Below are 21,664 nucleotides of genomic sequence, written 5' to 3'. Positions count from 1 at the left end.
GCATACCGGGCCTCTCTGTCTCCTGTGGAGCGGTGGTCACCGCAGCTCGGTGGTGCGGTCCTCCTGCTCCTCGTGGTCCTCGGCGACATCCCACTCGCCGGTGACGAGGTAGACGACGCGGTGGGCGACCGACACGGCGTGGTCGGCGAAGCGCTCGTAGTAGCGGCCCACGAGGGTCATGTCGACGGCCGCCTCGGTGCCGTGCTTCCACGTCCCGTCGATGAGGTGGCTGAAGAGCGTGCGGTGCAGCTCGTCCATGGCGTCGTCGTCCCGCTCGAGCGTCTTGGCGTCCTCGACGTCCTTGGCCGCGATGACCTGGCCGCACTTGGCCACGATCCGCTCGGCGACCTGGCCCATCTGCAGGATGGTCGCGCGGATGTCGGCGGGCACGGCCGAGTCGGGGTAGCGGAGCCGGGCGACCTTGGCGACGTGGCGCGCCAGGTCGCCCATCCGCTCGAGGTCGGCGCTCATCCGCATGCCGGTGACGACCATGCGCAGGTCCGTGGCGACCGGCTGCTGACGGGCCAGCAGGTCGATTGACAGCGCGTCAAGGTCCTCGCGGAGGCGGTCGAGCTCCTTGTCGGCCTCGATCACCGACTCGGCCAGCTTGATGTCGGCATCGAGCAGGGCCGTGGTGGCTCGGGACATGGCGGACCCGGCCAGCCGGGTCATCTCGACCAGCTGGTCGGAGATGGTGTCCAGGTCCTCGTGAAAGGCGTCGCGCATTGGTTCCCTATGGGTGTGGGCACGGATGGGTGCGGTGGTGCGTGCGAGCCGAGGCTCCCACGAGGCAGTGAACGGTCGGGTGACCTCAGGTGAACATCTGGAGACGCCGTGCTCGACGCACCACCTGCGTGCGCTGACCGCTCTTCGGCGCACCGTACATTGAAGGGGTGGATGCGACCAGTGCTGCACTCCTGGCCGGGTTCGCCGGGCTGCTGACCGGCGCCTTGGCGGTGATCGCCGTACGCTACTCCGAGCGCCAACAGACGAGTATGCCGCCGACCACCCCCGTCACGCCCCTCCCGTCCGGCGTGGCCGACGTCCTTGCCGTGCTCCGCTCGAGTGCGATCGTGGTCGACTCGGCCGACGAGGTCATCAACAACTCACCGTCCGCGACGGCCTACGGGCTGGTCAAGGGCAGGGAGCTGGTCCACGGCGAGCTGCGCCACCTCGCCAGGCAGGTGCGCCGCGACGGCGTGATCCGCGAGTCCCAGCTCGAGCTCGCCCGGGGTCCGCTCGGACAGGGCCGCTCGATCATGCACGCGCGGGTCGCCCCGCTGGGGAGCAGCCACGTCCTCCTGCTCGTCGAGGACCACACCCAGGCCCGACGGGTCGAGGAGGTCCGGCGCGACTTCGTCGCCAACGTCAGCCACGAGCTCAAGACCCCGGTGGGCGGCCTCGGCCTGCTCGCCGAGGCCATCCAGGACGCCAAGGACGACCCCGAGGCGGTCGAGCGCTTCGCCTCGCGGATGCAGGTCGAGAGCCACCGGCTCGCCCAGCTGGTCAAGGAGATCGTGGACCTGTCCCGGTTGCAGGTGGCCGACACCCTCCATGAGCCCCGGCTGGTCGACGTGACGGCCGCCGTCCACGAGGCGATCGACTACTCGCGGGTGGGCGCCGACGCCAAGCAGATCGAGATCGCCGAGGCGTGCGCCCCCGACCTCAAGGTCTTCGGTGACGAGGACCTGCTGGTGACCGCGGTGCGCAACCTGATCGGCAACGCCGTCGCCTACTCCGAGACGGGTAGCCGCGTGGCCGTCGGCGGACGGCTCGCCGACGAGATGGTCGAGATCACCGTCACCGACCAGGGCCAGGGTATCCCCGCGGCCGAACAGGGCCGGATCTTCGAGCGGTTCTACCGGGTCGACGACGCGCGGTCCCGCGCCACCGGTGGCACCGGCCTCGGTCTCGCCATCGTCAAGCACATCTGCGCCAACCACGGCGGCGACGTCGACGTGTGGAGCGAGGAAGGGCGGGGGTCGACGTTCACCATCCGGCTCCCCGCCGCCGTCGACCGCAGCGGGTCGTCGCCCCAGTCAGCAGCCCATGCAGCAGAGCAGCCACCCCCGACCCGAGGAGACACCCCCGCATGACGCGCATCCTGGTCGTCGAGGACGAGATCTCGTTCTCGGACCCCCTTTCCTACCTGTTGCGCAAGGAGGGGTACGAGGTCGCCGTGGCCGAGACCGGTCCCGAGGCGCTGGAGGACTTCGACCGGTCCGGGGCCGACCTCGTGCTGCTCGACCTCATGCTCCCCGGCCTGTCCGGCACCGAGGTGTGCCGCGCGATCCGGGCGCGCTCCAACGTGCCGGTCATCATGCTGACCGCCAAGGACAGCGAGATCGACAAGGTCGTCGGGCTGGAGATCGGGGCGGACGACTACGTCACCAAGCCCTACTCCTCACGTGAGCTGCTGGCCCGGATCAAGGCCGTGCTGCGCCGGCTGGCCGAGCCTGAGGACCTCCTGCCCGCCACCATCGAGGCCGGACCGGTCCGGATGGACGTCGAGCGGCACATCGTCACCGTGTCGGGTCAGCCCACCGCCCTGCCGCTCAAGGAGTTCGAGCTGCTGGAGATGTTGCTGCGCAACACCGGGCGGGTGCTGACCCGGATGCAGCTCATCGACCGGGTCTGGGGCAGCGACTACGTCGGCGACACCAAGACGCTCGACGTCCACGTCAAGCGACTGCGGGCCAAGATCGAGCCCGACCCGGCCGACCCGCGCCACATCGTGACCGTGCGCGGACTGGGCTACAAGTTCGAGTCCGACTGACTCACTGACCCACTCCTGGCCACCGGTGTCGCGTCGTCGGGCTCAGGACCCGCCGGGCTGCCGCACCGCTGGCCAGAAGTCCGGGCTCAGCGTCAGGGGGTGGCGGCGGCCGTGTCGGTCGGCGTCGGTGCGTTCGTCGGGGCCAGCGAGGCGTAGTAGCCGGCCGCCTTCAGGACGGGCACCACGACCACGACGGCCGGCGCGGTGGGCGTCTGGACGCTGAGCGTCACGACGTCTCCCGCGTTGACCGGCACACCCGGGAGCTGCACCTGGCTGGTGTCCGAGAGGCGACGTTCGGAGTAGGCCGGCGCCTCGGCATACACCGGCTGCCCCTGGGGCAGCGAGAAGGAGATGCGCTGCGCGTCGCCACTGGTGTTGCTCACCGAGGCGGACAGCACACCGGGCTTGTCCTTGCCGCCGCTGATGACCACGAGGTCACGCAGCTGGACCGGGCCGAGGTCGACGGGCACGCCGTCAGCGGCGACGTAGGTGACGTTGGTCTGGATCGGTGACTGGGTCTGACAGGCGGACAGCGCCAGGGCTGCGCCGGCCACGGCCACCGGGAGGAGGCGTCGCAGGGATCGCGGGCTGGTGGATCGGCCTCCGGAGCGCGGGGCCAGCGGGGTTCGGCGGGTCACGGGGGACAGCCTAGCGGCCACCTTCGTCGGAGCGCGCACCCGCACGCGTTGCACGGAAATGGCCATTCTGTCAAGACCGAATTCGTTGGCCCGCAATGCCTTTGCGGGCCGCTGACCTGCGCAAACGCAATCGGCTCGGCTTTCCTGACGTCGGCGTGTCGTGATATTCTGAGGGTCGCGAAAGGGGAAAACAGCACATGGTTTTCAAGGTCGGCGAGACGGTCGTGTACCCCCACCACGGGGCTGCACTGATCGAAGAAATCAATACCCGCACGATCAAGGGCGAGGAGAAGATCTACCTCAAGCTCAAGGTGGCCCAGGGCGACCTGACGATCGAGGTTCCTGCAGACAACTGTGAGGACATCGGCGTCCGGGATGTCGTCGGACAGGAGGGCCTCGACAAGGTCTTCGCAGTCCTTCGCGCCCCCCACACCGAAGAGCCGACCAACTGGTCGCGCCGCTACAAGGCCAACCTCGAGAAGCTCGCCTCCGGCGATGTCATCAAGGTGGCCGAGGTCGTCCGCGACCTGTGGCGTCGTGACAAGGACCGTGGCCTGTCGGCCGGCGAGAAGCGCATGCTCGCCAAGGCTCGTCAGATCCTCGTCTCCGAGCTCGCGCTCGCGGAGAAGACGAACGAGGACAAGGCCGAGGCCATCCTCGACGAGGTGCTCGCCTCCTGAGCGTTGCCGTCGTCCTCGTCGCTGGAGGACAAGGCACTCGGCTCGGCGCCGCCCAGCCCAAGGCCTTCGTGGCCCTGGCGGGTACGCCGTTGCTCGAGCACGCCGTCCAGCGCGCGCTGGCAACACCTGAGGTGTCGCACGTCATCGTGGTCGCGCCCGCTTCCCACCTGAGGGAGGCGGGCGCGATCGCGTCCCGGAGCAGCCGACCCGACGACGTGGACGTGGTCGCGGGCGGTGCCGAGCGGACCCACTCCGTCGCCGCCGGACTCGCGGCCCTGCGCCCCGACGACGGCATCGTGCTGGTCCACGACGCGGCCCGCGCGCTTGCCCCTCCCAGCCTGTTCTCCCGCCTGGTGCACGAAGTGCGGTCGGGTCACCCTGCCGTCGTCCCCGGCGTCCCTGTGGCAGACACCATCAAGGTGGTCGACGCGGCCGGTCGCGTGACCGACACCCCCGACCGCTCGACGCTGCGGGCGATCCAGACGCCGCAGGCCTTCCTGCGTGAGGTGCTCGTGCACGCCCACGCGTCCGGCGCACAAGCCACGGACGACGCCGCACTGGTCGAGCGGATGGGCGGCCACGTGCGTGTGGTCGACGGAGACCGGCTGGCCTTCAAGATCACGACGCCCGACGACCTGGCCGTCGCCGAACGCCACCTCGCCGACCCCTCCTAGCGGGTCAGGGCGGCGACCACGTCGTCCCAGGGCGCGACCGGCTGCCGGTCGGCGTCCGCGTGGATGCTGCTGATCCAGCCGTCGACGATCCGCCCCCGCTCGAGCAGGAGGTCGGGGACGAAGACCGGCACGGGGAAGCCGGCCCGCCAGACCGCCTTCGCGCTGCCCCAGTTGCCGGCGTGCGCCTCCCAGCGCACGACCTGCCAGGCGAGGGTGTCGAACGCGTGGGCCACTACCAGCCCGACCGCCTCGGACATCACGCCACGCGCGCGGAAGGCCGGGTGCGTGACGTAGCCCAGGTCGCCGGCCCCGTCGTCGACGGGCAGGGCGCGCAGGTCGATGGTCCCGGCATACCGACCGTCGACCTCGATGGCCCACGAGGCGCGCGCCGCCGACGGCTCGAGGAGCCCGGTGAGGTACTCCTGCGCCATGTCGCGGGTGTACTCCAGCGGGATCGTCGTGAAGCGCTTGGTCAGCGGGTCGACGCAGCGCTCGAGGATCGGGTCGAGGTCGGCCTCGGTGTGCGGGCGGAGCGTCACCTGGGTGCCGCTGAGGACGGGCACGGCCATGGCCTGCGGCGCGGGCTCGGCTGGGGCTTCGGGCGGCGGGGCGGCGGGGTCGGTCATGCGGGCCAACCCTAGTGACGGCACCCCGGCCGCCTCACCCGGTTTTCCGGTGGTCGGGTGCGCGGGTCCGGATGGTTGGATGGGGCCATGGACATCCCGGGTATGCCGCGCACGGGAGTCGGCGTCGATGTCCACGCCTTCGCCGCCGACGACCGACGCGAGCTGTGGCTGGCCGGGCTGCTCTGGCCGGGAGAGGTGGGCCTCGAGGGACACTCCGACGCCGATGTCGCCTGCCACGCCGCGTGCGACGCGCTGTTCTCCGCCGCCGGGCTCGGGGACCTGGGCCTGCACTTCGGGACCGATCGGCCCGACCTCGCCGGCGCCTCGGGGCGCACCCTGCTCGCCGAGRCGGCTCGCCTCGTGCGCGAGGCAGGCTTCGAGATCGGCAACGTCGCCGTCCAGGTGATCGGCAACAAGCCCAGGATCGGCCCGCAGCGACACCTGGCCGAGCAGGTCATGTCCGCGGCCGTCGAGGCCCCGGTGTCCCTGAGCGGGACCACCACCGACGGCCTCGGCCTGACCGGTCGCGCCGAAGGGATCGCCGCGATCGCGACCGCCCTGGTCGTGCCGACGGCCTGACGAGCGGCCCGGCCGCCTCACGAGCCACTCCTGGCGAGGCGCGACCCACCCCTGACCGACCGACCGACCGACCACAGACCGAACCGAGGAGAGCCAGGCATGCCGCAGACCGTCAAGGGAGTCATCGCCCGCAGCAAGGGAGCCGACGTCGAGCTGGTCGACGTCGTCGTGCCCGACCCCGGCCCTGGTGAAGCCGTCGTGCAGGTGCAGTCGTGCGGTGTCTGCCACACCGACCTGCACTATCGCGAGGGCGGCATCAACGACGAGTTCCCCTTCCTGCTCGGTCACGAGGCCGCGGGCGTCGTCGAGGCCGTGGGCGAGGGCGTCACCGACGTCGCGCCGGGCGACTTCGTCATCCTCAACTGGCGGGCGGTCTGCGGCCAGTGCCGCGCCTGCGCCAAGGGCAAGCCGTGGTACTGCTTCGCCACCCACAACGCGACGCAGAAGATGACCCTCACCGATGGCACCGAGCTCAGCCCGGCACTCGGCATCGGGGCGTTCATCGAGAAGACCCTCGTCGCGGCGGGTCAGTGCACGAAGGTCGACGCCGACGCGGACGCGGCGGCCGTGGGTCTCCTCGGCTGCGGGGTGATGGCCGGCTTCGGCGCCGCCGTCAACACCGGCGGGGTGGGTCGAGGCGACTCGATCGCCGTCATCGGGTGCGGCGGAGTCGGCAACGCGGCCATCGCCGGAGCCACCGTGGCCGGCGCGACGACGATCATCGCCGTCGACGTCGACGACCGGAAGCTCGAGGGCGCGAAGTCGTTCGGCGCCACCCACACGATCAACGGCACGACCGAGGACGTCGTCGAGCGGATCCGCGAGCTCACCGGCGGCTTCGGTGCCGACGTCGTGGTCGAGGCGGTGGGCCGACCCGAGACCTACGAGCAGGCGTTCTACGCGCGTGACCTCGCCGGCACCGTCGTCCTCGTCGGCGTCCCGACGCCCGACCAGCAGGTCACGCTGCCGATGATCGAGATCTTCGGTCGCGGTGGCGCCCTGAAGTCGAGCTGGTACGGCGACTGCCTGCCCAGCCGCGACTTCCCGATGCTCGTCGACCTCTACCGCCAGGGCCTGGTCGACCTCGACGCGTTCGTGTCCGAGCGGATCGGCCTCGGCGACGTCGAGGGGGCGTTCGACAAGATGGAGCGCGGCGAGGTCCTCCGCTCGGTCGTGGTCCTGTGATGCCGACGACAGCGCGAGGACACGAGCCGGGTCCCACGCTCTGCGTGGGCGGCACGAGCGAGGCACGGAGCGCCGAGGAGGCAGCACCATGGGTGTGAGCGGGCACGGCGGCGACCAGGACGCCGGGGTGCCGGTCATCGCACCGTCGGCGGGAGGCGTGCGCGTGGACCGCGTCGTGACGTCCGGGACGTTCGAGCTCGACGGCGGGAGCTGGGAGGTCGAGAACAACGTGTGGGTCGTCGGCGACGACAAGGAGTGCCTCATCATCGACGCCGCCCACGACGGGCGCACCATCGTGAAGTCGATCGACCTCGAGCGCCGGGTCGTCGCCGTCATCTCGACGCACGCCCACAACGACCACATCAACGCGGTCGGTGAGGTTTGCGACGGGACGCGCGCCCCGGCATACCTGCATCCTGCGGACCGGATGCTCTGGGACGAGCTCTACCCCGTCACCCCAGACCGCGAGCTGGCCGATGGCCAGGTGGTCACCGTGGGCGATGTGGACCTGCACGTGATCCACACCCCCGGCCACACGCCGGGGTCGTGTTGCCTCTACGCGCCGGCGCTGGACGTGGTGTTCACCGGCGACACCCTGTTCAACGGTGGCCCCGGCGCCACGGGACGGTCGTACAGCGACTTCCCGACCATCATCGAGTCGATCCGCGACCGGTTGCTGACGCTCCCGGACGAGACCGTGGTGCTGACCGGCCACGGCGACGCGACCGTCATCGGCGCCGAGGCCCCGCACCTGCAGGAGTGGATCGACCGCGGTCACTGACGGGCTCGGGCCCGGACCGTCGTGCGGTCCGGGCCCGAGTGGGTCGTGCGGTGGTGCGGTGCCGCCTACCGGCGCGACGGTCGGCTGTCGTCGTGCCTGCCACCGATGGAGACGGCGGGCGCGAGGTCGGCGACCCTGGCGTCACGCGGGGACAGCGGCGCCAGGCCCCACGCGTGCTCGATCGTGGCGAGGATCGACGTGGTGTCGAAGCTCGCGTGGCTGACGCCCGAGTGCTTCATGCCGGCCGACAGGACGAGAGCCGGGATGCGGGTGCCGGGGCCCCAGGCATCGGTCTTCGGCGGTGCGACGTGGTCGTAGGACCCGCCGAACTCGTCGTAGGTCACGACCACGAGGGTCTGGTCGGCCTGCGGACCGTGGGTGATGGTCTGGAGCAGGTCGACCAGGTGGTCGCTGCCCGTGTGCTCGCTGGCATATCCGGGGTGCTCGTTCTCCGAGCCGTACGGCTTGACGAAGCTCACGGCCGGAAGGGTGCCGGCCTTGGCCGCCGAGAGGAAGTTCCTTTCGTCCTGCAGGTGTGAGCGACCGGGGGCGCCGGCGGCGTAGTTCGCGAAGTAGTCGAACGGCTGGTGGTGGTACTGGAAGTTCGCACCCGGGTGTCCGGCCACGGCGTCGTCCCACCCTCCGGCGTACCAGTTCCAGCTCACCTTGGCCGCACTGAGGCGGTCACCGATGTTCGGGTACTGGGTGTCGTCGATGAGCGGGATCTTCGCTCCGCTGCCGGACGGTGTCGAGGATGGCTGCACCGTGTTCACGGCGTAGTCGCCGCACGCGGCCACCGGGTCGTTGCCGCCGGCCGCACACTTCTGGGTGAGCTGGCCGTCGACCACGGCGCCGGTCGGCGTGTAGAGCGGGTACTTGTTCACCATCCCGTTGCCGTCCAGCACCGAGCTCTTGGCACCGAGTGCGCCGGCGGACGTGTCCACGGGGGCGCGGGCCGCGATGAGGAACTGGTGGTTGAGGAACGAGCCACCGAACGCGCCCTGGAAGAAGTTGTCGGCGAGCACGTAGTTCGGGGCGTCGTTGGAGTGGAGGTACTGGTAGATCGGCAGGGCCTTGGTGTCGTACTTGCCCATCGTCAGGCCAACGGCGTCCGAGCCGGTGACATAGCGGTCCTGCTTCCCGCCGTCGAGCTGGTACTGCTCCTGGTAGAAGCGGTGCACCTGGTCGCGCGTGCAGCCGCCCGGGAGGCCGCTGCCCTTGAGGGTCCCGTTGGGCGCGAAGACCCCCTCGGGGGCGCAGGTGGTGTCGGACGGCTTGATGTAGTCGTCGATCGTGAACGCCTGGTTGGTGAAGTTGCTCGCCGCGACGCCGTGGCCGGCGTCCTGGCAGGTGTTCGGCTGCGGGGGCGTGGTGAGGTTGACGTCGTTCTGCAGCAGGCACCCGTATGCCGTGCCGTCTTGCGCGACCTGTGGCACCGCGGGCGCGGTGGCCCCGTTCACGGCGTCGCCGCCGACACGGCCCCACCCGCCGTACAGGTTGTCGAACGAGTGGTTCTCCTCGTAGATCACGACGAGGTTGGTGTAGCCACCGGGCAGGGCGCCGGGGGCGCCGTGGTGGCCTGTGGTCGCGGTGCCGGGTCGTCCGGCGGACGAGGCGAGTGCGGTGCCGGGAAGGGCGGCAGCCGCTGCGCCGATGAGCAGCAGTGCGCCGACCACGGCGGTGGTGCGTCTGGTCACGGTGGATCCTCCTGGGTACGGGTGCGCGTTCGGCGCACCTAGCCAACGTGGCCGATGACTCGGAGGTCGGCCCTGACAGATGTCACGGGTGGGGGTGAACAGTCGGCGACGTGGGGGGAGCCGTCGCCGTTTCGGCTGGTGGACCCCCGCGCAGGTAGCCTTGCGCGCGTGAGTCTTCGCCTGTACGACACCGCCGCGCGCGAGCTGCGCGACTTCACCCCTCTGGTTCCCGGTCGGGTCGGCATCTACATCTGCGGGCTCACCACCCAAGGCGCACCCCACATCGGGCACGTGCGCTTCGCCGTCGCCTTCGACGTCCTGCGCCGGTGGCTCGAGGGCCGCCACGGCTACGCCGTCACGCTGGTGCGCAACGTCACCGACATCGACGACAAGATCCTCGCGAAGTCGGCGGAGGCCGGCGAGGAGTGGTTCGCCCTGTCCTACCGCAACGAGGTCGCCACCGCCGCGGCGCTCGACTCCCTCGCGGTGCTGGCCCCCACCTACGAGCCCCGCGCCACCGGGCACATCCCCGAGATGGTCGCGCTCATGGAGACCCTCGTCGACAAGGGCCACGCCTACGCCGCCACCGACGCCAGCGGTGACGTGTACTTCGACGTGAAGAGCTTCCCCGAGTACGGCTCGCTGACCCACCAGAAGATCGAGGACATGGAGGCGGCGCAGGACGCCGACCCGCGTGGCAAGCGCGACCCCCGCGACTTCGCGCTCTGGAAGGGCCGCAAGGAGGCGGAGCCGGCCACCGCGTCGTGGGCCACGCCGTTCGGCGTCGGCCGCCCCGGCTGGCACCTCGAGTGCTCGGCCATGGCGCGCAAGTACCTCGGCGACGCCTTCGACATCCACGGCGGCGGCGTCGACCTCCGCTTCCCGCACCATGAGAACGAGCAGGCGCAGTCGCACGCCGCCGGCCTCGGCTTCGCGACCTACTGGCTGCACAACGCCTGGGTCACCGTCGGTGGCGAGAAGATGAGCAAGTCGCTGGGCAACAGCCTGGTCGTCTCCGAGGTCACCAAGGTCGCCCGCCCGCTGGCCGTCCGCTACTACCTCACGGCGGCGCACTACCGCTCGACCATCGAGTACCACGAGGGCTCGCTGCGCGAGGCCGAGGCGACGGTGGAGCGGATCGAGGGCTTCCTGACCCGCGCGCTGCGCGCCCTGCCCGAGGGCACCTCCACCTCCCCGGACCACACCACCATCCCCGATGCGTATGCCGCGGCGATGGACGACGACCTCAACGTGTCAGGTGCGCTCGCCGTCCTCCACGACACCGTCCGGGCGGGAAACACCGCCATCGACGACGGCGACGACGAGGGCCTCGCGACGGCCTTCGCCGCGGTCGTGGCGATGACCGACCTGCTCGGCGTGAACCCGCTCGACCCGCACTGGGGCGGTGGCACCGACAACGGCTCGGGTGACGCGCAGGTCGCGCTCGACGCCCTCGTCCAGGTGCAGCTGGAGGCCCGGGCAGCCGCCCGCGCGGCCCGCGACTTTGCGACCGCCGATGCCATCCGCGACCAGCTGGGCGCGGTCGGCATCGTCATCGAAGACACGGCGTCGGGAGCGAACTGGTCGCTCGCCCGCCGCGAGAGCTGAGAGGAACACCCATGGCTGGCAACTCCCAGCGACGTGGCGCCATCCGCAAGGGCGCGTCGAAGAAGGGCGCCACCGTCGGGTCCGGCGGCCAGCGCCGTCGCGGTCTCGAGGGCAGGGGCCCGACGCCCAAGGCCGAGGACCGACCCAAGCACAAGGCCAACCGCATCGCCAAGGCTGTCGAGAAGCACGGCTCGAAGCCGGGCGCCCGACCGAGTGCGAGCCGGGGCGGGTCCCGTCGCGGCAAGGCGTCGAGCGAGATCGTGGCGGGTCGCAACTCCGTCGTCGAGGCGCTGCGCGCGGACGTGCCGGTCACGACGATGTACGTCGCCGGCCGGATCGACTCGGACGACCGCGTCCGCGAGGCGCTCAAGACCGCGACCGCCAAGGGCATCGCGATCCTCGAGACCCCGAGGGGCGAGCTCGACCGACTCACCGACGGCGCGGTCCACCAGGGCCTGGCCCTGCAGGTCCCGCCCTACGAGTACGCGCACCCCAGCGACTTCATCGACCCGCAAGCACCCGGCATACCCCTTGTCGTCGCGCTCGACGGCATCACGGACCCGCGCAACCTGGGCGCCATCATCCGCTCGGTGGCTGCGTTCGGCGGCCACGGTGTGGTCGTGCCCGAGCGCCGGTCGGTCGGGATGACCGCCAGCGCGTGGAAGACCTCCGCGGGTGCCGCGGCCCGCGTGCCGGTCGCGCTGGCCGCGAACCTGACCCGCGCCCTCGAGGAGTACCGCAAGGCGGGGTTCTTCGTCCTCGGTCTCGACATGGACGGGGACGTGCAGCTGCCTGACCTGGCCCTGGCCACCGAACCGATCGTCATCGTCACCGGTTCGGAGGGCAAGGGGCTGTCGCGGCTGGTCAGGGAGACCTGCGACCAGATCGTGTCGATCCCGATGTCGTCGTCCGTCGAGTCGCTGAACGCCGGGATCGCCACCGGGGTGGCGCTCTACGAGGTCGCGCGACGCCGCGCGATCTGAGGGTCATCTACGCCCCTTGACCTGGGTCGATCCGCTACCGTTTCGCGCAGTCGCCCCAAGGGGGAGCGACTCCCGCAACCTCGAAGGGACTCACCAGCATGTCTGACTACGGCACCCCGCCGCCGCCCCCGCCCGCCGCGCCCGGGTACAACCAGCCGACCCCTGGGGGCACGCCGCCGCCGAACTACCTCGTCTTCGCCATCCTGACGACGATCTTCTGCTGCCTCCCGTTCGGTATCGCCTCGATCGTCTTCGCGGCCCAGGTCAACGGCAAGTTCGCCTCGGGCGACGTCGCCGGAGCCCAGGCCTCGTCGGAGAAGGCCAAGCGTTTTGCGATCATCGCGGCCATCGTCGGCGTCGTCGTCAACGGTCTCTACTTCGCATTCGTCCTGCCCAACCTGAACAAGTAGGTCTCGGTCCCCGAGGGATTCAATGACCACCGTGGCACCGCAGCGCCCCGCGCCACCCGTCGTCGCACGGGGGTTCGGGGCGTTGCGCGTGCCCGGCCTCGCCCTGGCCGCGGCGGCGGCCGCGACGACCCTGGTCGCCACGGTCGACCCCAACCAGCCGGGGCACTACCCGACCTGCCCGTTCCTGGCGCTGACCGGCTACTACTGCCCGGGCTGCGGTTCGCTGCGGGCCCTGCACGACCTCGCCCACGGCGACCTCGGCGGCGCCCTCGCCCGAAATCCCTTGATGGTGCTCGCCGCCGGTGGCCTCCTCGTCGCCTTCGTGCTCTGGACGCGTCGGCGCTGGCGGGGCCTTGCGCGGACCTGGGCGGCACCCGCTTTCCTGCTCTACGGCTTGCTGACCCTGGTGCTCGCGTTCTGGGTGCTGCGCAACGTGCCCGGCTGGACCTGGCTGTCGCCGGCCTGAGCTCGCCAGCCTGACCTCTTCTTCGGCCGAGCACGTCAGCTGAGCTCGCCGGGCGACCCACCCGTTCGGCTGCACCCTGCGCGAGTCCCGGCGCGACGCGGGTCCGGTCCGCTAGCGTTTCGCCCTGCCGCGCCCATTGGGGGGAGCGGAACGCGCACTCCGAAGGGACCCACCGCATGTCTGACTACGGCACCCCGCCCCCGCCGCCGCCCCCGCCGTACACGCCCGACTACTACTCCTCCGGTGCGGGTGGCGCCCCGCCGGCGAACTACCTGGTCTGGGCGATCCTGTCGACCGTCTTCTGCTGCCTGCCGCTCGGCGTCGTCTCCATCGTCTTCGCCGCCCAGGTCAACAGCAAGTGGGCCGCGGGCGATGTCGCCGGCGCTCGCGACTCCGCGAACAAGGCCAAGAACTTCGCGATGTGGTCGGCCATCGCGGGCGTGGTCGGCGGGATCCTCTGGGTGATCTTCGTCGTCGCGCTCGGCTCGTTCGGCTCGAGCTCCATGAGCAACGGTTACTGACCCGCTGGGGATTTTCGGACCTCGACCACGACGGTGTTGAGGATCTTGTCGGCGAAGGTCTGGCGCTTGTCGTCCCACAGCGGCCACAGGTAGCCGATGTAGACGGCACCGTCGAGGGCGTGCGCGAGGTCGCGCACGAACGCCATCCCGGCGCCGATCGGCTGACCGCTGTGCTCGTCGACGAGCCGGATCCCCATCACCTTCTTGCCGATGCTCTGACCGGTCCGTCCCTGCTTGAACGCGCGGTTCCAGATCTGGAGGCCGAGCGCCGCGAGGAACCCGATCACGAAGAGCAGGCCACCGACCACCCTGAGGCCGGTGTTCCCGGTGTCAGGTCGCGCGTACTCGAACTGCGTGCCGGTGCTGTCGAGGCCGGGCTTCGGCGCCCCGATGACGAACAGCACGATCCCGAGGACGTAGGGGATCCCCCCGATGAGCTGCACCAGGCTGTCGATGAGGCTGGCCGCGACGCGAGTGCCCCAGTCGGCCAGCGGCCCCCAGGGCTCGCGCGGCCCCCACGGGGCGCCGGCCACCGGAGGCGGCGACGCGGCATACGCGCGGGGCGCCGGCTGGCCGGGCACGGCGGCGACCGGCAGCGGTGGGTGGGCGAACGGGTCGTGCGGTGGCTGTGTCATGGGTCCCCTCGGGTCGCCCGCAAACTAGCAGCCGGGCGCGGCGCTCAGCCCAGGGCGCGCTGGGCCCAGGTCGCCTCGTCGCACTGCGCCGGACGGACCTCCTGGGTCACCATGGTCCCGACGATCTTGTCGGCCAGCGTCTGCTTGCGGGGGTCCCACAGCGGCCAGAGGTAGCCGATGTAGAGGACGCCGTCGACGAGGTGCGCGATCTCGCGGGCGAGGGCGGACGCGGGGCCGACCGGCTTCCCGGTCGTGCTCGAGACGAGCACGATCTTCATGACCGCCTTGCCGAGGGTCTGACCCGTGCGTCCCTGGTGGACGACGCGGTTCCAGATCCAGATGACCAGGCTGAGGATGCCGCCCAGACCCATCAGCCCGAGACCCGCGATGACGGTGACGTGGTCGGTCTGGCGAGCCGGGTCGACGGACTGGTAGATGGTCGCGCCCGAGCTCTGGAGCCCGAGCAGCATGACGAGGCCGACGACGTAGGGGAGGGTGCCGACCACCTGGACCAGGTCGTCGATCAGCCGCGCCGCGACCCGGGTCAACCAGCCGGCTGGCGGTGTCCACGTCCCCCGCCCGAAGTCCTGCTGGTGGGCGGTGGAGGTGGCCTGAGCCTGACTCATGAAGTTTCCCCTGGAGGCGGTGGTGCGATTGTCGTGGCCACCGTATTGGGAGGCTGGCGTCACCTAGGTGCCGTTTGGGGTCGATATCATCCGAGTGGCCGATGCAGCCGACCGTTTTCGTCGACTCAGTCGTCGTCGAACATGGCCACGACCGGCATCTCGACCGTGTCGACGCCGACGACGGTGGCCTCGTCGGGCTTGCTCGGCAGCACCGTCTTCACGTAGTCGGCGATCGCGTCCTCGATCGGCATGTCATGGCCGGCCCGCTCGGACAGGTACCACCGGTGCTCGAGCACCTCGTGGAACAGCTCGGCCGGTTCGAGCTTGCCGCCCAGCTCGCGCGGGACGGTCCGGGTGATGGGTTCGTAGATCCGCTGGAGCCAGTCGTGCGCGACGATCTCCTCGTCGTCGTTCTGGCGGTCCGTGCCGGCGCGGTAGGAGTCGAGGTCGTTGAGCAACCGGCGGGCCTGGTTCTCCTCGACGTCGAGACCGGTGAGCCGCAGGAGTCGTCGCGAGTGGTGGCCGGCGTCGACGACCTTGGGCTGGATCTGGATGGTGGTGCCACCGATGTCGGTGGAGATGGCCAGCTCGTCCACGTCGAAGCCGAGCTCGTTGAGGCGGCGGATGCGCTCGTCGACGCGCCACCGGTCGCCGCGCTCGAAGCGCTCGAGGCCGGTCAGCTCCTCCCACAGCTCGGCGTAGCGCTCGACGATCCGGTTCGACGTGTCCACCGCGTCGACCCCGGCCTCGAGGAACCCGCCGGCCTCGAGGTCCATCAGCTCGCCGGCGATGTTGACCCGGGCGATGTCGAGGTCGTGCTCGCGCTGTCCGGCGGTGAGCGTCTGGTGCAGCTCACCGGTCTCCGCGTCGACGAGGTATGCCGCGAACGCCCCTGCGTCGCGCCGGAACAGCGTGTTGGACAGGGACACGTCACCCCACCAGAAGCCGACCAGGTGGACGCGCACGAGCAGCACCGCGAGGGCGTCGATGAGCCGGGCCGTGGTGTCGGGCCGTAGCGACTGGCTGAACAGCGCGCGGTAGGGCAGCGAGAACTGCAGGTGCCGGGTGATCAGGCAGGCGTCGAGGGGAGTCCCGTCGATCGCGGTGCGACCGCTGACCACCCCGAACGGCTCGACGCACGGCAGGTCCAACCGGTTGAGCATCCGCAGGAGCTGGTACTCGCGGACCGCGATGTCGGCCTTGATCTCCTTGACCGCCAGCACCCTCCCCGAGAGCTTGACGAACCGCACGACGTGGCGCGAGATGCCTCGCGGCAGCGCGGCGAGGTGCTGCTCGGGCCAGGTCTCCAGGGGGAGCTCCCACGGGAGGTCCAGCATGGCCGGGTCAGGTCGTGCCGCAGTGATCTCGAGTGCCACGCTTCATCCTCCCAGCGACGCCACGACAGGGCAGAACCGGAGTGGCCGGCTCCCACGACGAGGAGCCGGCCACCCGGCATACGGTGCTGTTCGGGTCAGTCGCCGAGGCGCAGGCCCGTGGTGGCGTCGAAGGCGTGCACGTGCCCGGTCTTCGGGGCGAGGAAGACGGTCTCGCCCTTCTGCGGGGGCTTGCGGCCGTCGACGCGGGCGATGAACGGGCGCTCGCCCTCGGCGTCCTCGTCGGCCTCGATGTGCTGGTGCGCCTTGGTCGAGCCGTAGATGTAGGCGTCGGCGCCGAGCTCCTCGACGACGTCCACGGTGACCGGGATGCCCTGGCCCTCGGTGGTGAGCTCGAGGTCCTCGGGGCGGACACCCAGCGTGATGTTCTTGCCGGAGGAGGCGTCGAGGATGGCGCGCTCCACGGGGACCGTCGAGCCACCGACCTTCACGCCGCCGTCGGCCACGTCGACGTCGAGCAGGTTCATGGCGGGGGAGCCGATGAAGCCGGCGACGAAGACGTTGTCCGGGTGGTCGTACATGCGGCGCGGGCTGTCGCACTGCATGAGCAGGCCGTCCTTGAGGACCGCGACGCGGTCACCCATCGTCATGGCCTCGACCTGGTCGTGGGTGACGTAGACGGTGGTGACGCCGAGGCGACGCTGGAGCGACGCGATCTGCGTGCGGGTCTGGACGCGGAGCTTGGCGTCGAGGTTCGACAGCGGCTCGTCCATGAGGAACACCTGGGGGGAGCGCACGATCGCGCGACCCATGGCGACGCGCTGGCGCTGGCCACCGGAGAGGGCCTTCGGCTTGCGCTCGAGGTACTGCTCGAGGTCGAGGATCTTGGCAGCCTCCTCGACGCGCTTGCGGATCTCGCCCTTGTCGACGCCGGCGATCTTGAGCGCGAAGCCCATGTTGTCGGCCACCGTCATGTGGGGGTAGAGCGCGTAGTTCTGGAAGACCATCGCGACGTCGCGGTCCTTGGGGGACAGGTTGGTGACGTCGCGGTCACCGATCCAGATCTTGCCCGCGTTGACCTCTTCGAGGCCCGCGAGCATGCGGAGGGAGGTGGACTTGCCACATCCGGAGGGACCGACCAGGACGAGGAACTCGCCGTCCTCGATGTCGATGTTGAGCTTGTCAACCGAGGGCTTGTCGTTGCCCGGGTAGAGCCGGGTTGCCTCGTCGAACTTGACAGTTGCCATGGCTTCGTTGCCTCTCCTTCACCGGCAGGAACGTGCCGGACGATCCGTTGTAAAGGGTGCTGCTGCCGCCGACATCGGTGTCCGCGGTGGCCTCAGTCTGGCCCAGCGTGGGTCGTTGCGCCAGTGCTGGTCCACGCTGGTGAGACGGTGTGGAAACGTTTACACGCGCGGCGACCCGACGGCATACCTGAAATATCTTGCAGCGTGTGGTCCGTCAGGCCTGCAAGTTCTTGCTACCGTCACCGCCATGAAGGCGAGACTGGCTGACATCGCGGCGCACGCCGATGTCAGCGAGGCCACCGTCAGCCGGGTGCTCAACGGCAAGCCCGGCGTGGCCGAGGCGACCCGCGAGGCCGTGCTGACCTCGCTCGACATCCTCGGGTACGACCGGCCGTCACGGCTGCGGCGCAAGACCGCCGACCTCGTCGGGCTGATCGTCCCCGAGCTGACCAACCCGATCTTCCCGGCGTTCGCGCAGATCATCGAGACGGCCCTGGCGCGGCACCAGTTCACGCCGGTGCTGTGCACCCAGACGCCCGGGGGAGTGCACGAGGACGAGTACGTCCAGATGCTGCTCGACCGCGGGGTGGCCGGGATCATCTACGTCTCGGGCCAGCACGCCGACGTCACGACCGACCCCGAGCGCTACACGAGCCTGCGCGAGCGGGAGCTGCCGATCGTGCTCGTCAACGGCTACCAGGAGGGCATCGACGCGCCCTTCATCTCCAACGACGACGTCGCGTCCATGGAGCTCGCGCTGACGCACCTGGTGCAGCTGGGGCACACCCAGATCGGGCTGGCGGTCGGGCCGGAGCGGTTCGTGCCGGTGATCCGGAAGATCGACGGCTTCCGCACCTCGATGCGCACCCTGCTCGGCCGGGAGGACGTCGACGAGCTGATCGAGCGGACGATGTTCTCGGTCGAGGGTGGTGACACGGCAGCCGCGCGCCTCATCGAGAAGGGCTGCACGGCGGTCGTCTGCGGCTCCGACCTGATGGCCCTCGGCGCGATCCGCGCGGCCCGGCGGGCCGGCAAGCAGGTGCCGGCCGACTTCTCCGTGGTCGGCTACGACGACTCGCCGCTCATCGCCTTCACCGACCCGCCCCTGACCACCGTGCGGCAGAGCGTGCAGGCGATGGCCGAGGCCGCCGTGCGCGCGCTGCTCGACGAGATCGCCGGGGAGCCCGCGCCGCGGGCCGAGTACGTCTTCCGCCCCGAGCTCGTCGTGCGGGCCTCGACCGGAGCCGCGCCGAGCCGCTGAGGGGCTCGAGCAAAGGTTGCTGGCGGGAGGGTCCTAGCGGGAGGCGTGGGAGGTGCGGCGCTCGACGAGGTAGGTCAGGGCCTCGGCGGCGTCCTCGGGGTGCTCGACCCGGAACCGCGCCGCTGTCTCGCCGTCGCCGACCTTGACCGTCACGTCGTCGTCGCCGAGCGCCCGGAACGCGTCCTCGTCGGTCACGTCGTCGCCGAAGTAGGCGACGGCCTGAGCCCCCACCTCGTCGCGCAGGGCCACCAGGGCGGTGCCCTTGTCGGCCCGGACCACCCCGACCTCCACCACCTGCTTCCCGTGCAGGACGTGCAGGCCGGTATGCCGCGTGGTCACCTCGAGCGCCGCCGCCTCCACGGCGTCGGCAGCCGCGCGGTCGGTCATCCGGCGGGTGTGCAGGACGACCGCGCTGGGCTTGGACTCCAGGTAGACGCCATCAGGCCGGCCCTCGCACACGGCCTCGAGCTCGCGCGTCACCCGCGCCAAGGTCTCCTGCTGGTCGTCGGTGAGGGCGGCCGCCGTGGCCCGGCTGGTCTCCGCTCCGTGGGTGCCGATGCGGGTCACGGCGCTGTCGGCGAGCCCGGTGAGCGCGGTGAGGGTGTCGAGGTCGCGGCCGGAGACGACCGCGGCGTGCGTGCCGGGCAGGGCGGCGAGGCCCTCGAGCGCCTCGATGGTGCCGGGGAGGGCACGCGACTGCGAGGGGTCGGCGACGAGCGGGGCCAGCACGCCGTCGAAGTCGGAGGCCACCAGCAGCCGCGACGTCGCGGCCAGCTGGTCGAGGGCGGTCACCAGGTCGGGCGGCAGGGTCATCGCGGCGTCGTCGCCTTGGCCGCCTTGGCCGCCCTGGCGTGGTGCAGCTCGCGCGCCGTGCGATCGGCCCGTGCGTGCTCGTCGTCGGCCTTCTGCTCACGGGTCGAGCGCTGGGGCCGCTCGGGGGCGACCTCCAGTGCCTCGAGGAACCGCGAGGCCCAGCGCTGCACGTCGTGGTCGGCGACCCGGCGACGCATCGCCCGCATGAGGCGACGCTTCTCCTTGTCGGGGGTCTCGATGGCCCGCATGATCGTCTGCTTCAAGCCCTCGATGTCGTGCGGGTTGCAGACGAACGCCTGGTGCAGCTCGTGGAACGCCCCCGTGAACTCGGACAGCACCAGCGCCCCGCCCTCGTCGTGGCGGCACGTGACGTACTCCTTCGCCACGAGGTTCATGCCGTCGCGCAGCGGGGTCACCAGCACGACGTCGGCCGCGAGGTAGAGCGCGGCCATCTCCTGGCGCGGGTAGGAGTGGTGGAGGTACTGGACGGCGGGTGCACCGATCCGGCTGTGCTCGCCGTTGAGCCGCCCCACCTCGCCCTCGATCTCGTGCCGCAGCTCGCGATAGGCGGCGACCCGCTCCCGGCTGGGTGTGGCCACCTGGACGAAGACCTCGTTCGGCGGGGAGACCTGGCCCTCCTCGAGCAGCTCGCCGTAGGCCTTGATCCGGTGGCCGATTCCCTTGGTGTAGTCGAGGCGGTCGACACCGAGCAGCAGGGTGCGGGGGTTGCCGAGCGACTCCCGGATCTCCTGGGCGCGCTGCATCGTCTCGGGCAGCTTGGCGACTGCCTCGAGGCCCACGTAGTCGATGGAGATCGGGACGGCGCTGGCCCGCACCCGTCGGCTGTCCTCGGCCCGCGACACCGAGACGGTGTCGCCCTTGGTCGGCAGCCCCAGCAGCTGGCGGCAGGCCCGCACGAAGTTCTGCGCGTCGGCGACCCGCTGGAAGCCGAGGTAGTCGGCACCGAGCAGTCCCTCGAGCACGGCCCGTCGCCACGGCAGCTGGGCGAAGAGCTCGACCGGCGGGAACGGGATGTGGTCGAACCAGCCGATCCGCACGTCGGGACGCAGCTCGCGCACCATCGCCGGCACCAGCTGGAGCTGGTAGTCGTGCACCCAGACGGTCGCGCCCTTCGCGGCGACCTCGCAGATGGCCTCGGCGAACCGGCGGTTGACCGCCTCGTAGGCGGTGAACCAGAAGCGGTGGAACGTCGCCGGGACGATCACGTCGTGGTAGATCGGCCACAGGGTGTCGTTGCTGAAACCCTCGTAGTAGTGCGCGACCTCGTCCTCGGACAGGGCCACCGGGCGCAGGTACATGTCGTCCTCGACGAACGGCTCGGGGGCGTCCCCGGCCTCCCCGGCCCAGCCCACCCAGGCGCCCTCGCGACCCCGCATGACCGACTCCATCGCCGTCACCAGGCCCCCCGGGCTGGTCCGCCAGGACTCCTCCCCGTCGGGGCCCACCACCCGGTCGACGGGCAGTCGGTTGGCGGCGATGACGAGGTCGAACTGCTTCTGGCTGCGAGGCACAGGGAATCAACTCCACGGTTTCGTTGCGAAGGCAACCCTATGTCGGTGGCCCACCCATCGGCATACCCGCAGGTCGCGTCCCGAACCCCACAGACGTCACGTCCACCGCACGCGGCTCCCCTAGCGGTGGCCCTCCCAGCGGTCTACCGTCTGGACCATGAGGATCTCGGATGTCGTGCGACGCAAGGGTGGCCAAGTGGTCACCATCCGCTCCGAGGAGACCGTGGAACGGCTGCTCGACCTGCTCGCGGAGCACCGCATCGGTGCCCTCGTGGTGAGCGACGACGGTGAGAGCGTCACCGGCATCGTCAGCGAGCGCGACGTCGTGCGGCACCTCCAGAAGGACGGGGCCGCCGTCCTGCTGGCGCCCGTCGGCTCGATCATGACGGCCGACGTGAAGACCTCTGGGCTCGACGTCCCGATCGAGGAGCTGGCCCGCACGATGACCGAGATGCGGATCCGCCACGTGCCCGTCGTCGTCGACGGCAAGCTGCACGCGATCGTCAGCATCGGCGACATCGTCAAGCACCGGATCGACGAGCTGCAGTCCGAGCGTGACCAACTCGTTGGGTACATCCAGCAGTAGCCTGAC

General features: G+C 70.7%; 24 protein-coding genes. 14 read left to right on the top strand and 10 right to left on the bottom strand.

Features of this window, described 5'->3' with window-relative positions; genetic code table 11:
• Positions 1 to 36 precede the first annotated feature (36 nt).
• Complete coding sequence (phoU, locus tag ACXJKD_RS12065) at positions 37 to 726, bottom strand: phosphate signaling complex protein PhoU (RefSeq protein ID WP_457254810.1); 690 nt, start codon at positions 724 to 726, stop codon at positions 37 to 39.
• 167 nt (positions 727 to 893) lie between these two features.
• Here phoU and ACXJKD_RS12060 point away from each other — a divergent pair, with 167 nt between their 5' ends.
• Together ACXJKD_RS12060 and ACXJKD_RS12055 are read left to right on the top strand one after the other, a co-directional pair.
• The gene (locus ACXJKD_RS12060; protein ID WP_457254808.1) at positions 894 to 2,096 is read left to right on the top strand and encodes a sensor histidine kinase; all 1,203 of its coding nucleotides are present in this window, start codon (positions 894 to 896) and stop codon (positions 2,094 to 2,096) included.
• Positions 2,093 to 2,776 carry a response regulator transcription factor gene (locus ACXJKD_RS12055; protein WP_056922089.1) on the top strand — a complete coding sequence of 228 codons (684 nt, stop codon included), beginning with the start codon at positions 2,093 to 2,095 and terminating at the stop codon, positions 2,774 to 2,776. Before ACXJKD_RS12060 ends, ACXJKD_RS12055 begins: the two co-directional genes overlap by 4 nt.
• A gap of 92 nt (positions 2,777 to 2,868) precedes the next feature.
• Here the strand turns inward: ACXJKD_RS12055 and ACXJKD_RS12050 are convergent, their stop codons facing one another.
• Positions 2,869 to 3,414, bottom strand: a complete 546-nt coding sequence (locus tag ACXJKD_RS12050; RefSeq protein WP_457254806.1) for a hypothetical protein — start codon at positions 3,412 to 3,414, stop codon at positions 2,869 to 2,871.
• 197 nt (positions 3,415 to 3,611) lie between these two features.
• On the opposite strand from ACXJKD_RS12050, the gene ACXJKD_RS12045 reads away from it, so the two are divergent.
• A complete protein-coding gene (locus ACXJKD_RS12045; protein ID WP_056922091.1) occupies positions 3,612 to 4,094 on the top strand; it encodes a CarD family transcriptional regulator in 483 nt (160 codons plus the stop codon).
• Positions 4,091 to 4,768: a 2-C-methyl-D-erythritol 4-phosphate cytidylyltransferase gene (gene ispD, locus ACXJKD_RS12040; protein WP_457254859.1), complete on the top strand. Its 678-nt coding sequence runs from the start codon at positions 4,091 to 4,093 to the stop codon at positions 4,766 to 4,768. The genes ACXJKD_RS12045 and ispD overlap by 4 nt, the downstream gene beginning before the upstream one ends.
• Here ispD and ACXJKD_RS12035 read toward each other — a convergent pair.
• Entirely contained in the window at positions 4,765 to 5,394 is a 630-nt protein-coding gene (locus ACXJKD_RS12035; protein ID WP_457254804.1) for a GNAT family N-acetyltransferase, read from the bottom strand. The genes ispD and ACXJKD_RS12035 overlap by 4 nt on opposite strands.
• An 87-nt stretch (positions 5,395 to 5,481) precedes the next feature.
• Here ACXJKD_RS12035 and ispF point away from each other — a divergent pair, with 87 nt between their 5' ends.
• From ispF to ACXJKD_RS12020, 3 genes are all read left to right on the top strand, one after another.
• A complete protein-coding gene (gene ispF / locus ACXJKD_RS12030) occupies positions 5,482 to 5,973 on the top strand; it encodes a 2-C-methyl-D-erythritol 2,4-cyclodiphosphate synthase (RefSeq protein ID WP_457254803.1) in 492 nt (163 codons plus the stop codon).
• Between the two features lie 99 nt (positions 5,974 to 6,072).
• Positions 6,073 to 7,158 carry an S-(hydroxymethyl)mycothiol dehydrogenase gene (locus ACXJKD_RS12025; RefSeq protein WP_457254802.1) on the top strand — a complete coding sequence of 362 codons (1,086 nt, stop codon included), beginning with the start codon at positions 6,073 to 6,075 and terminating at the stop codon, positions 7,156 to 7,158.
• 88 nt (positions 7,159 to 7,246) lie between these two features.
• Positions 7,247 to 7,939 carry an MBL fold metallo-hydrolase gene (locus ACXJKD_RS12020; RefSeq protein ID WP_457254800.1) on the top strand — a complete coding sequence of 231 codons (693 nt, stop codon included), beginning with the start codon at positions 7,247 to 7,249 and terminating at the stop codon, positions 7,937 to 7,939.
• Between the two features lie 65 nt (positions 7,940 to 8,004).
• Here ACXJKD_RS12020 and ACXJKD_RS12015 read toward each other — a convergent pair whose 3' ends face one another.
• Complete coding sequence (locus tag ACXJKD_RS12015) at positions 8,005 to 9,636, bottom strand: alkaline phosphatase family protein (protein ID WP_457254799.1); 1,632 nt, start codon at positions 9,634 to 9,636, stop codon at positions 8,005 to 8,007.
• A gap of 168 nt (positions 9,637 to 9,804) precedes the next feature.
• Between ACXJKD_RS12015 and cysS the strand changes: the two genes are divergently transcribed.
• From cysS to ACXJKD_RS11990, 5 genes are all read left to right on the top strand, one after another.
• Positions 9,805 to 11,244: a cysteine--tRNA ligase gene (gene cysS, locus ACXJKD_RS12010; protein WP_457254798.1), complete on the top strand. Its 1,440-nt coding sequence runs from the start codon at positions 9,805 to 9,807 to the stop codon at positions 11,242 to 11,244.
• An 11-nt stretch (positions 11,245 to 11,255) separates the two neighbouring features.
• On the top strand, positions 11,256 to 12,227 hold the full coding sequence (gene rlmB, locus ACXJKD_RS12005) for a 23S rRNA (guanosine(2251)-2'-O)-methyltransferase RlmB (RefSeq protein ID WP_457254797.1): 972 nt from the start codon (positions 11,256 to 11,258) through the stop codon (positions 12,225 to 12,227).
• 98 nt (positions 12,228 to 12,325) lie between these two features.
• Positions 12,326 to 12,637, top strand: a complete 312-nt coding sequence (locus ACXJKD_RS12000; RefSeq protein WP_457254796.1) for a CD225/dispanin family protein — start codon at positions 12,326 to 12,328, stop codon at positions 12,635 to 12,637.
• Between the two features lie 22 nt (positions 12,638 to 12,659).
• Positions 12,660 to 13,103: a DUF2752 domain-containing protein gene (locus ACXJKD_RS11995; protein WP_457254795.1), complete on the top strand. Its 444-nt coding sequence runs from the start codon at positions 12,660 to 12,662 to the stop codon at positions 13,101 to 13,103.
• Between the two features lie 176 nt (positions 13,104 to 13,279).
• On the top strand, positions 13,280 to 13,624 hold the full coding sequence (locus tag ACXJKD_RS11990; RefSeq protein ID WP_457254794.1) for a CD225/dispanin family protein: 345 nt from the start codon (positions 13,280 to 13,282) through the stop codon (positions 13,622 to 13,624).
• Here the strand turns inward: ACXJKD_RS11990 and ACXJKD_RS11985 are convergent.
• The 4 genes from ACXJKD_RS11985 to ACXJKD_RS11970 form a co-directional block, all read right to left on the bottom strand.
• A complete protein-coding gene (locus ACXJKD_RS11985; RefSeq protein ID WP_457254793.1) occupies positions 13,618 to 14,259 on the bottom strand; it encodes an RDD family protein in 642 nt (213 codons plus the stop codon). The genes ACXJKD_RS11990 and ACXJKD_RS11985 overlap by 7 nt on opposite strands.
• 44 nt (positions 14,260 to 14,303) lie before the next feature.
• The gene (locus tag ACXJKD_RS11980; protein ID WP_457254792.1) at positions 14,304 to 14,885 is read right to left on the bottom strand and encodes an RDD family protein; all 582 of its coding nucleotides are present in this window, start codon (positions 14,883 to 14,885) and stop codon (positions 14,304 to 14,306) included.
• A 125-nt stretch (positions 14,886 to 15,010) separates the two neighbouring features.
• The gene (locus tag ACXJKD_RS11975; RefSeq protein ID WP_457254791.1) at positions 15,011 to 16,261 is read right to left on the bottom strand and encodes a DUF4032 domain-containing protein; all 1,251 of its coding nucleotides are present in this window, start codon (positions 16,259 to 16,261) and stop codon (positions 15,011 to 15,013) included.
• 95 nt (positions 16,262 to 16,356) lie between these two features.
• The gene (locus ACXJKD_RS11970; protein ID WP_457254790.1) at positions 16,357 to 17,466 is read right to left on the bottom strand and encodes an ABC transporter ATP-binding protein; all 1,110 of its coding nucleotides are present in this window, start codon (positions 17,464 to 17,466) and stop codon (positions 16,357 to 16,359) included.
• Positions 17,467 to 17,713: 247 nt separating this feature from the next.
• Between ACXJKD_RS11970 and ACXJKD_RS11965 the strand changes: the two genes are divergently transcribed.
• Positions 17,714 to 18,727, top strand: a complete 1,014-nt coding sequence (locus ACXJKD_RS11965; RefSeq protein WP_457254789.1) for a LacI family DNA-binding transcriptional regulator — start codon at positions 17,714 to 17,716, stop codon at positions 18,725 to 18,727.
• A gap of 33 nt (positions 18,728 to 18,760) precedes the next feature.
• Here the strand turns inward: ACXJKD_RS11965 and otsB are convergent, their stop codons facing one another.
• Both otsB and ACXJKD_RS11955 read right to left on the bottom strand, forming a co-directional pair.
• A complete protein-coding gene (otsB, locus tag ACXJKD_RS11960; RefSeq protein ID WP_457254788.1) occupies positions 18,761 to 19,540 on the bottom strand; it encodes a trehalose-phosphatase in 780 nt (259 codons plus the stop codon).
• Positions 19,537 to 21,072: an alpha,alpha-trehalose-phosphate synthase (UDP-forming) gene (locus ACXJKD_RS11955; protein ID WP_457254786.1), complete on the bottom strand. Its 1,536-nt coding sequence runs from the start codon at positions 21,070 to 21,072 to the stop codon at positions 19,537 to 19,539. Before ACXJKD_RS11955 ends, otsB begins: the two co-directional genes overlap by 4 nt.
• Before the next feature lie 157 nt (positions 21,073 to 21,229).
• On the opposite strand from ACXJKD_RS11955, the gene ACXJKD_RS11950 reads away from it, so the two are divergent.
• Entirely contained in the window at positions 21,230 to 21,658 is a 429-nt protein-coding gene (locus tag ACXJKD_RS11950; protein WP_056922323.1) for a CBS domain-containing protein, read from the top strand.
• Positions 21,659 to 21,664 lie beyond the last annotated feature (6 nt).

Source organism: Pedococcus sp. P5_B7, assembly GCF_054049895.1.
Note: the sequence above shows the minus strand (reverse complement) of the source record. Positions and strands in the feature narration are given on the sequence as shown.

Coding starts and splice junctions, on each gene's coding strand:
- ACXJKD_RS11980 (WP_457254792.1), bottom strand. CDS start 14,885: ATGAGTCAGGCTCAGGCCACCTCCACCGCCCACCAGCAGGACTTCGGG.
- ACXJKD_RS12000 (WP_457254796.1), top strand. CDS start 12,326: ATGTCTGACTACGGCACCCCGCCGCCGCCCCCGCCCGCCGCGCCCGGG.
- ACXJKD_RS11965 (WP_457254789.1), top strand. CDS start 17,714: ATGAAGGCGAGACTGGCTGACATCGCGGCGCACGCCGATGTCAGCGAG.
- ACXJKD_RS11950 (WP_056922323.1), top strand. CDS start 21,230: ATGAGGATCTCGGATGTCGTGCGACGCAAGGGTGGCCAAGTGGTCACC.
- ACXJKD_RS11995 (WP_457254795.1), top strand. CDS start 12,660: ATGACCACCGTGGCACCGCAGCGCCCCGCGCCACCCGTCGTCGCACGG.
- otsB (WP_457254788.1), bottom strand. CDS start 19,540: ATGACCCTGCCGCCCGACCTGGTGACCGCCCTCGACCAGCTGGCCGCG.
- ACXJKD_RS12055 (WP_056922089.1), top strand. CDS start 2,093: ATGACGCGCATCCTGGTCGTCGAGGACGAGATCTCGTTCTCGGACCCC.
- ACXJKD_RS11970 (WP_457254790.1), bottom strand. CDS start 17,466: ATGGCAACTGTCAAGTTCGACGAGGCAACCCGGCTCTACCCGGGCAAC.
- phoU (WP_457254810.1), bottom strand. CDS start 726: ATGCGCGACGCCTTTCACGAGGACCTGGACACCATCTCCGACCAGCTG.
- ACXJKD_RS12035 (WP_457254804.1), bottom strand. CDS start 5,394: ATGACCGACCCCGCCGCCCCGCCGCCCGAAGCCCCAGCCGAGCCCGCG.
- rlmB (WP_457254797.1), top strand. CDS start 11,256: ATGGCTGGCAACTCCCAGCGACGTGGCGCCATCCGCAAGGGCGCGTCG.
- ACXJKD_RS12020 (WP_457254800.1), top strand. CDS start 7,247: ATGGGTGTGAGCGGGCACGGCGGCGACCAGGACGCCGGGGTGCCGGTC.
- ACXJKD_RS12045 (WP_056922091.1), top strand. CDS start 3,612: ATGGTTTTCAAGGTCGGCGAGACGGTCGTGTACCCCCACCACGGGGCT.
- ACXJKD_RS11990 (WP_457254794.1), top strand. CDS start 13,280: ATGTCTGACTACGGCACCCCGCCCCCGCCGCCGCCCCCGCCGTACACG.
- ACXJKD_RS12025 (WP_457254802.1), top strand. CDS start 6,073: ATGCCGCAGACCGTCAAGGGAGTCATCGCCCGCAGCAAGGGAGCCGAC.
- ACXJKD_RS11985 (WP_457254793.1), bottom strand. CDS start 14,259: ATGACACAGCCACCGCACGACCCGTTCGCCCACCCACCGCTGCCGGTC.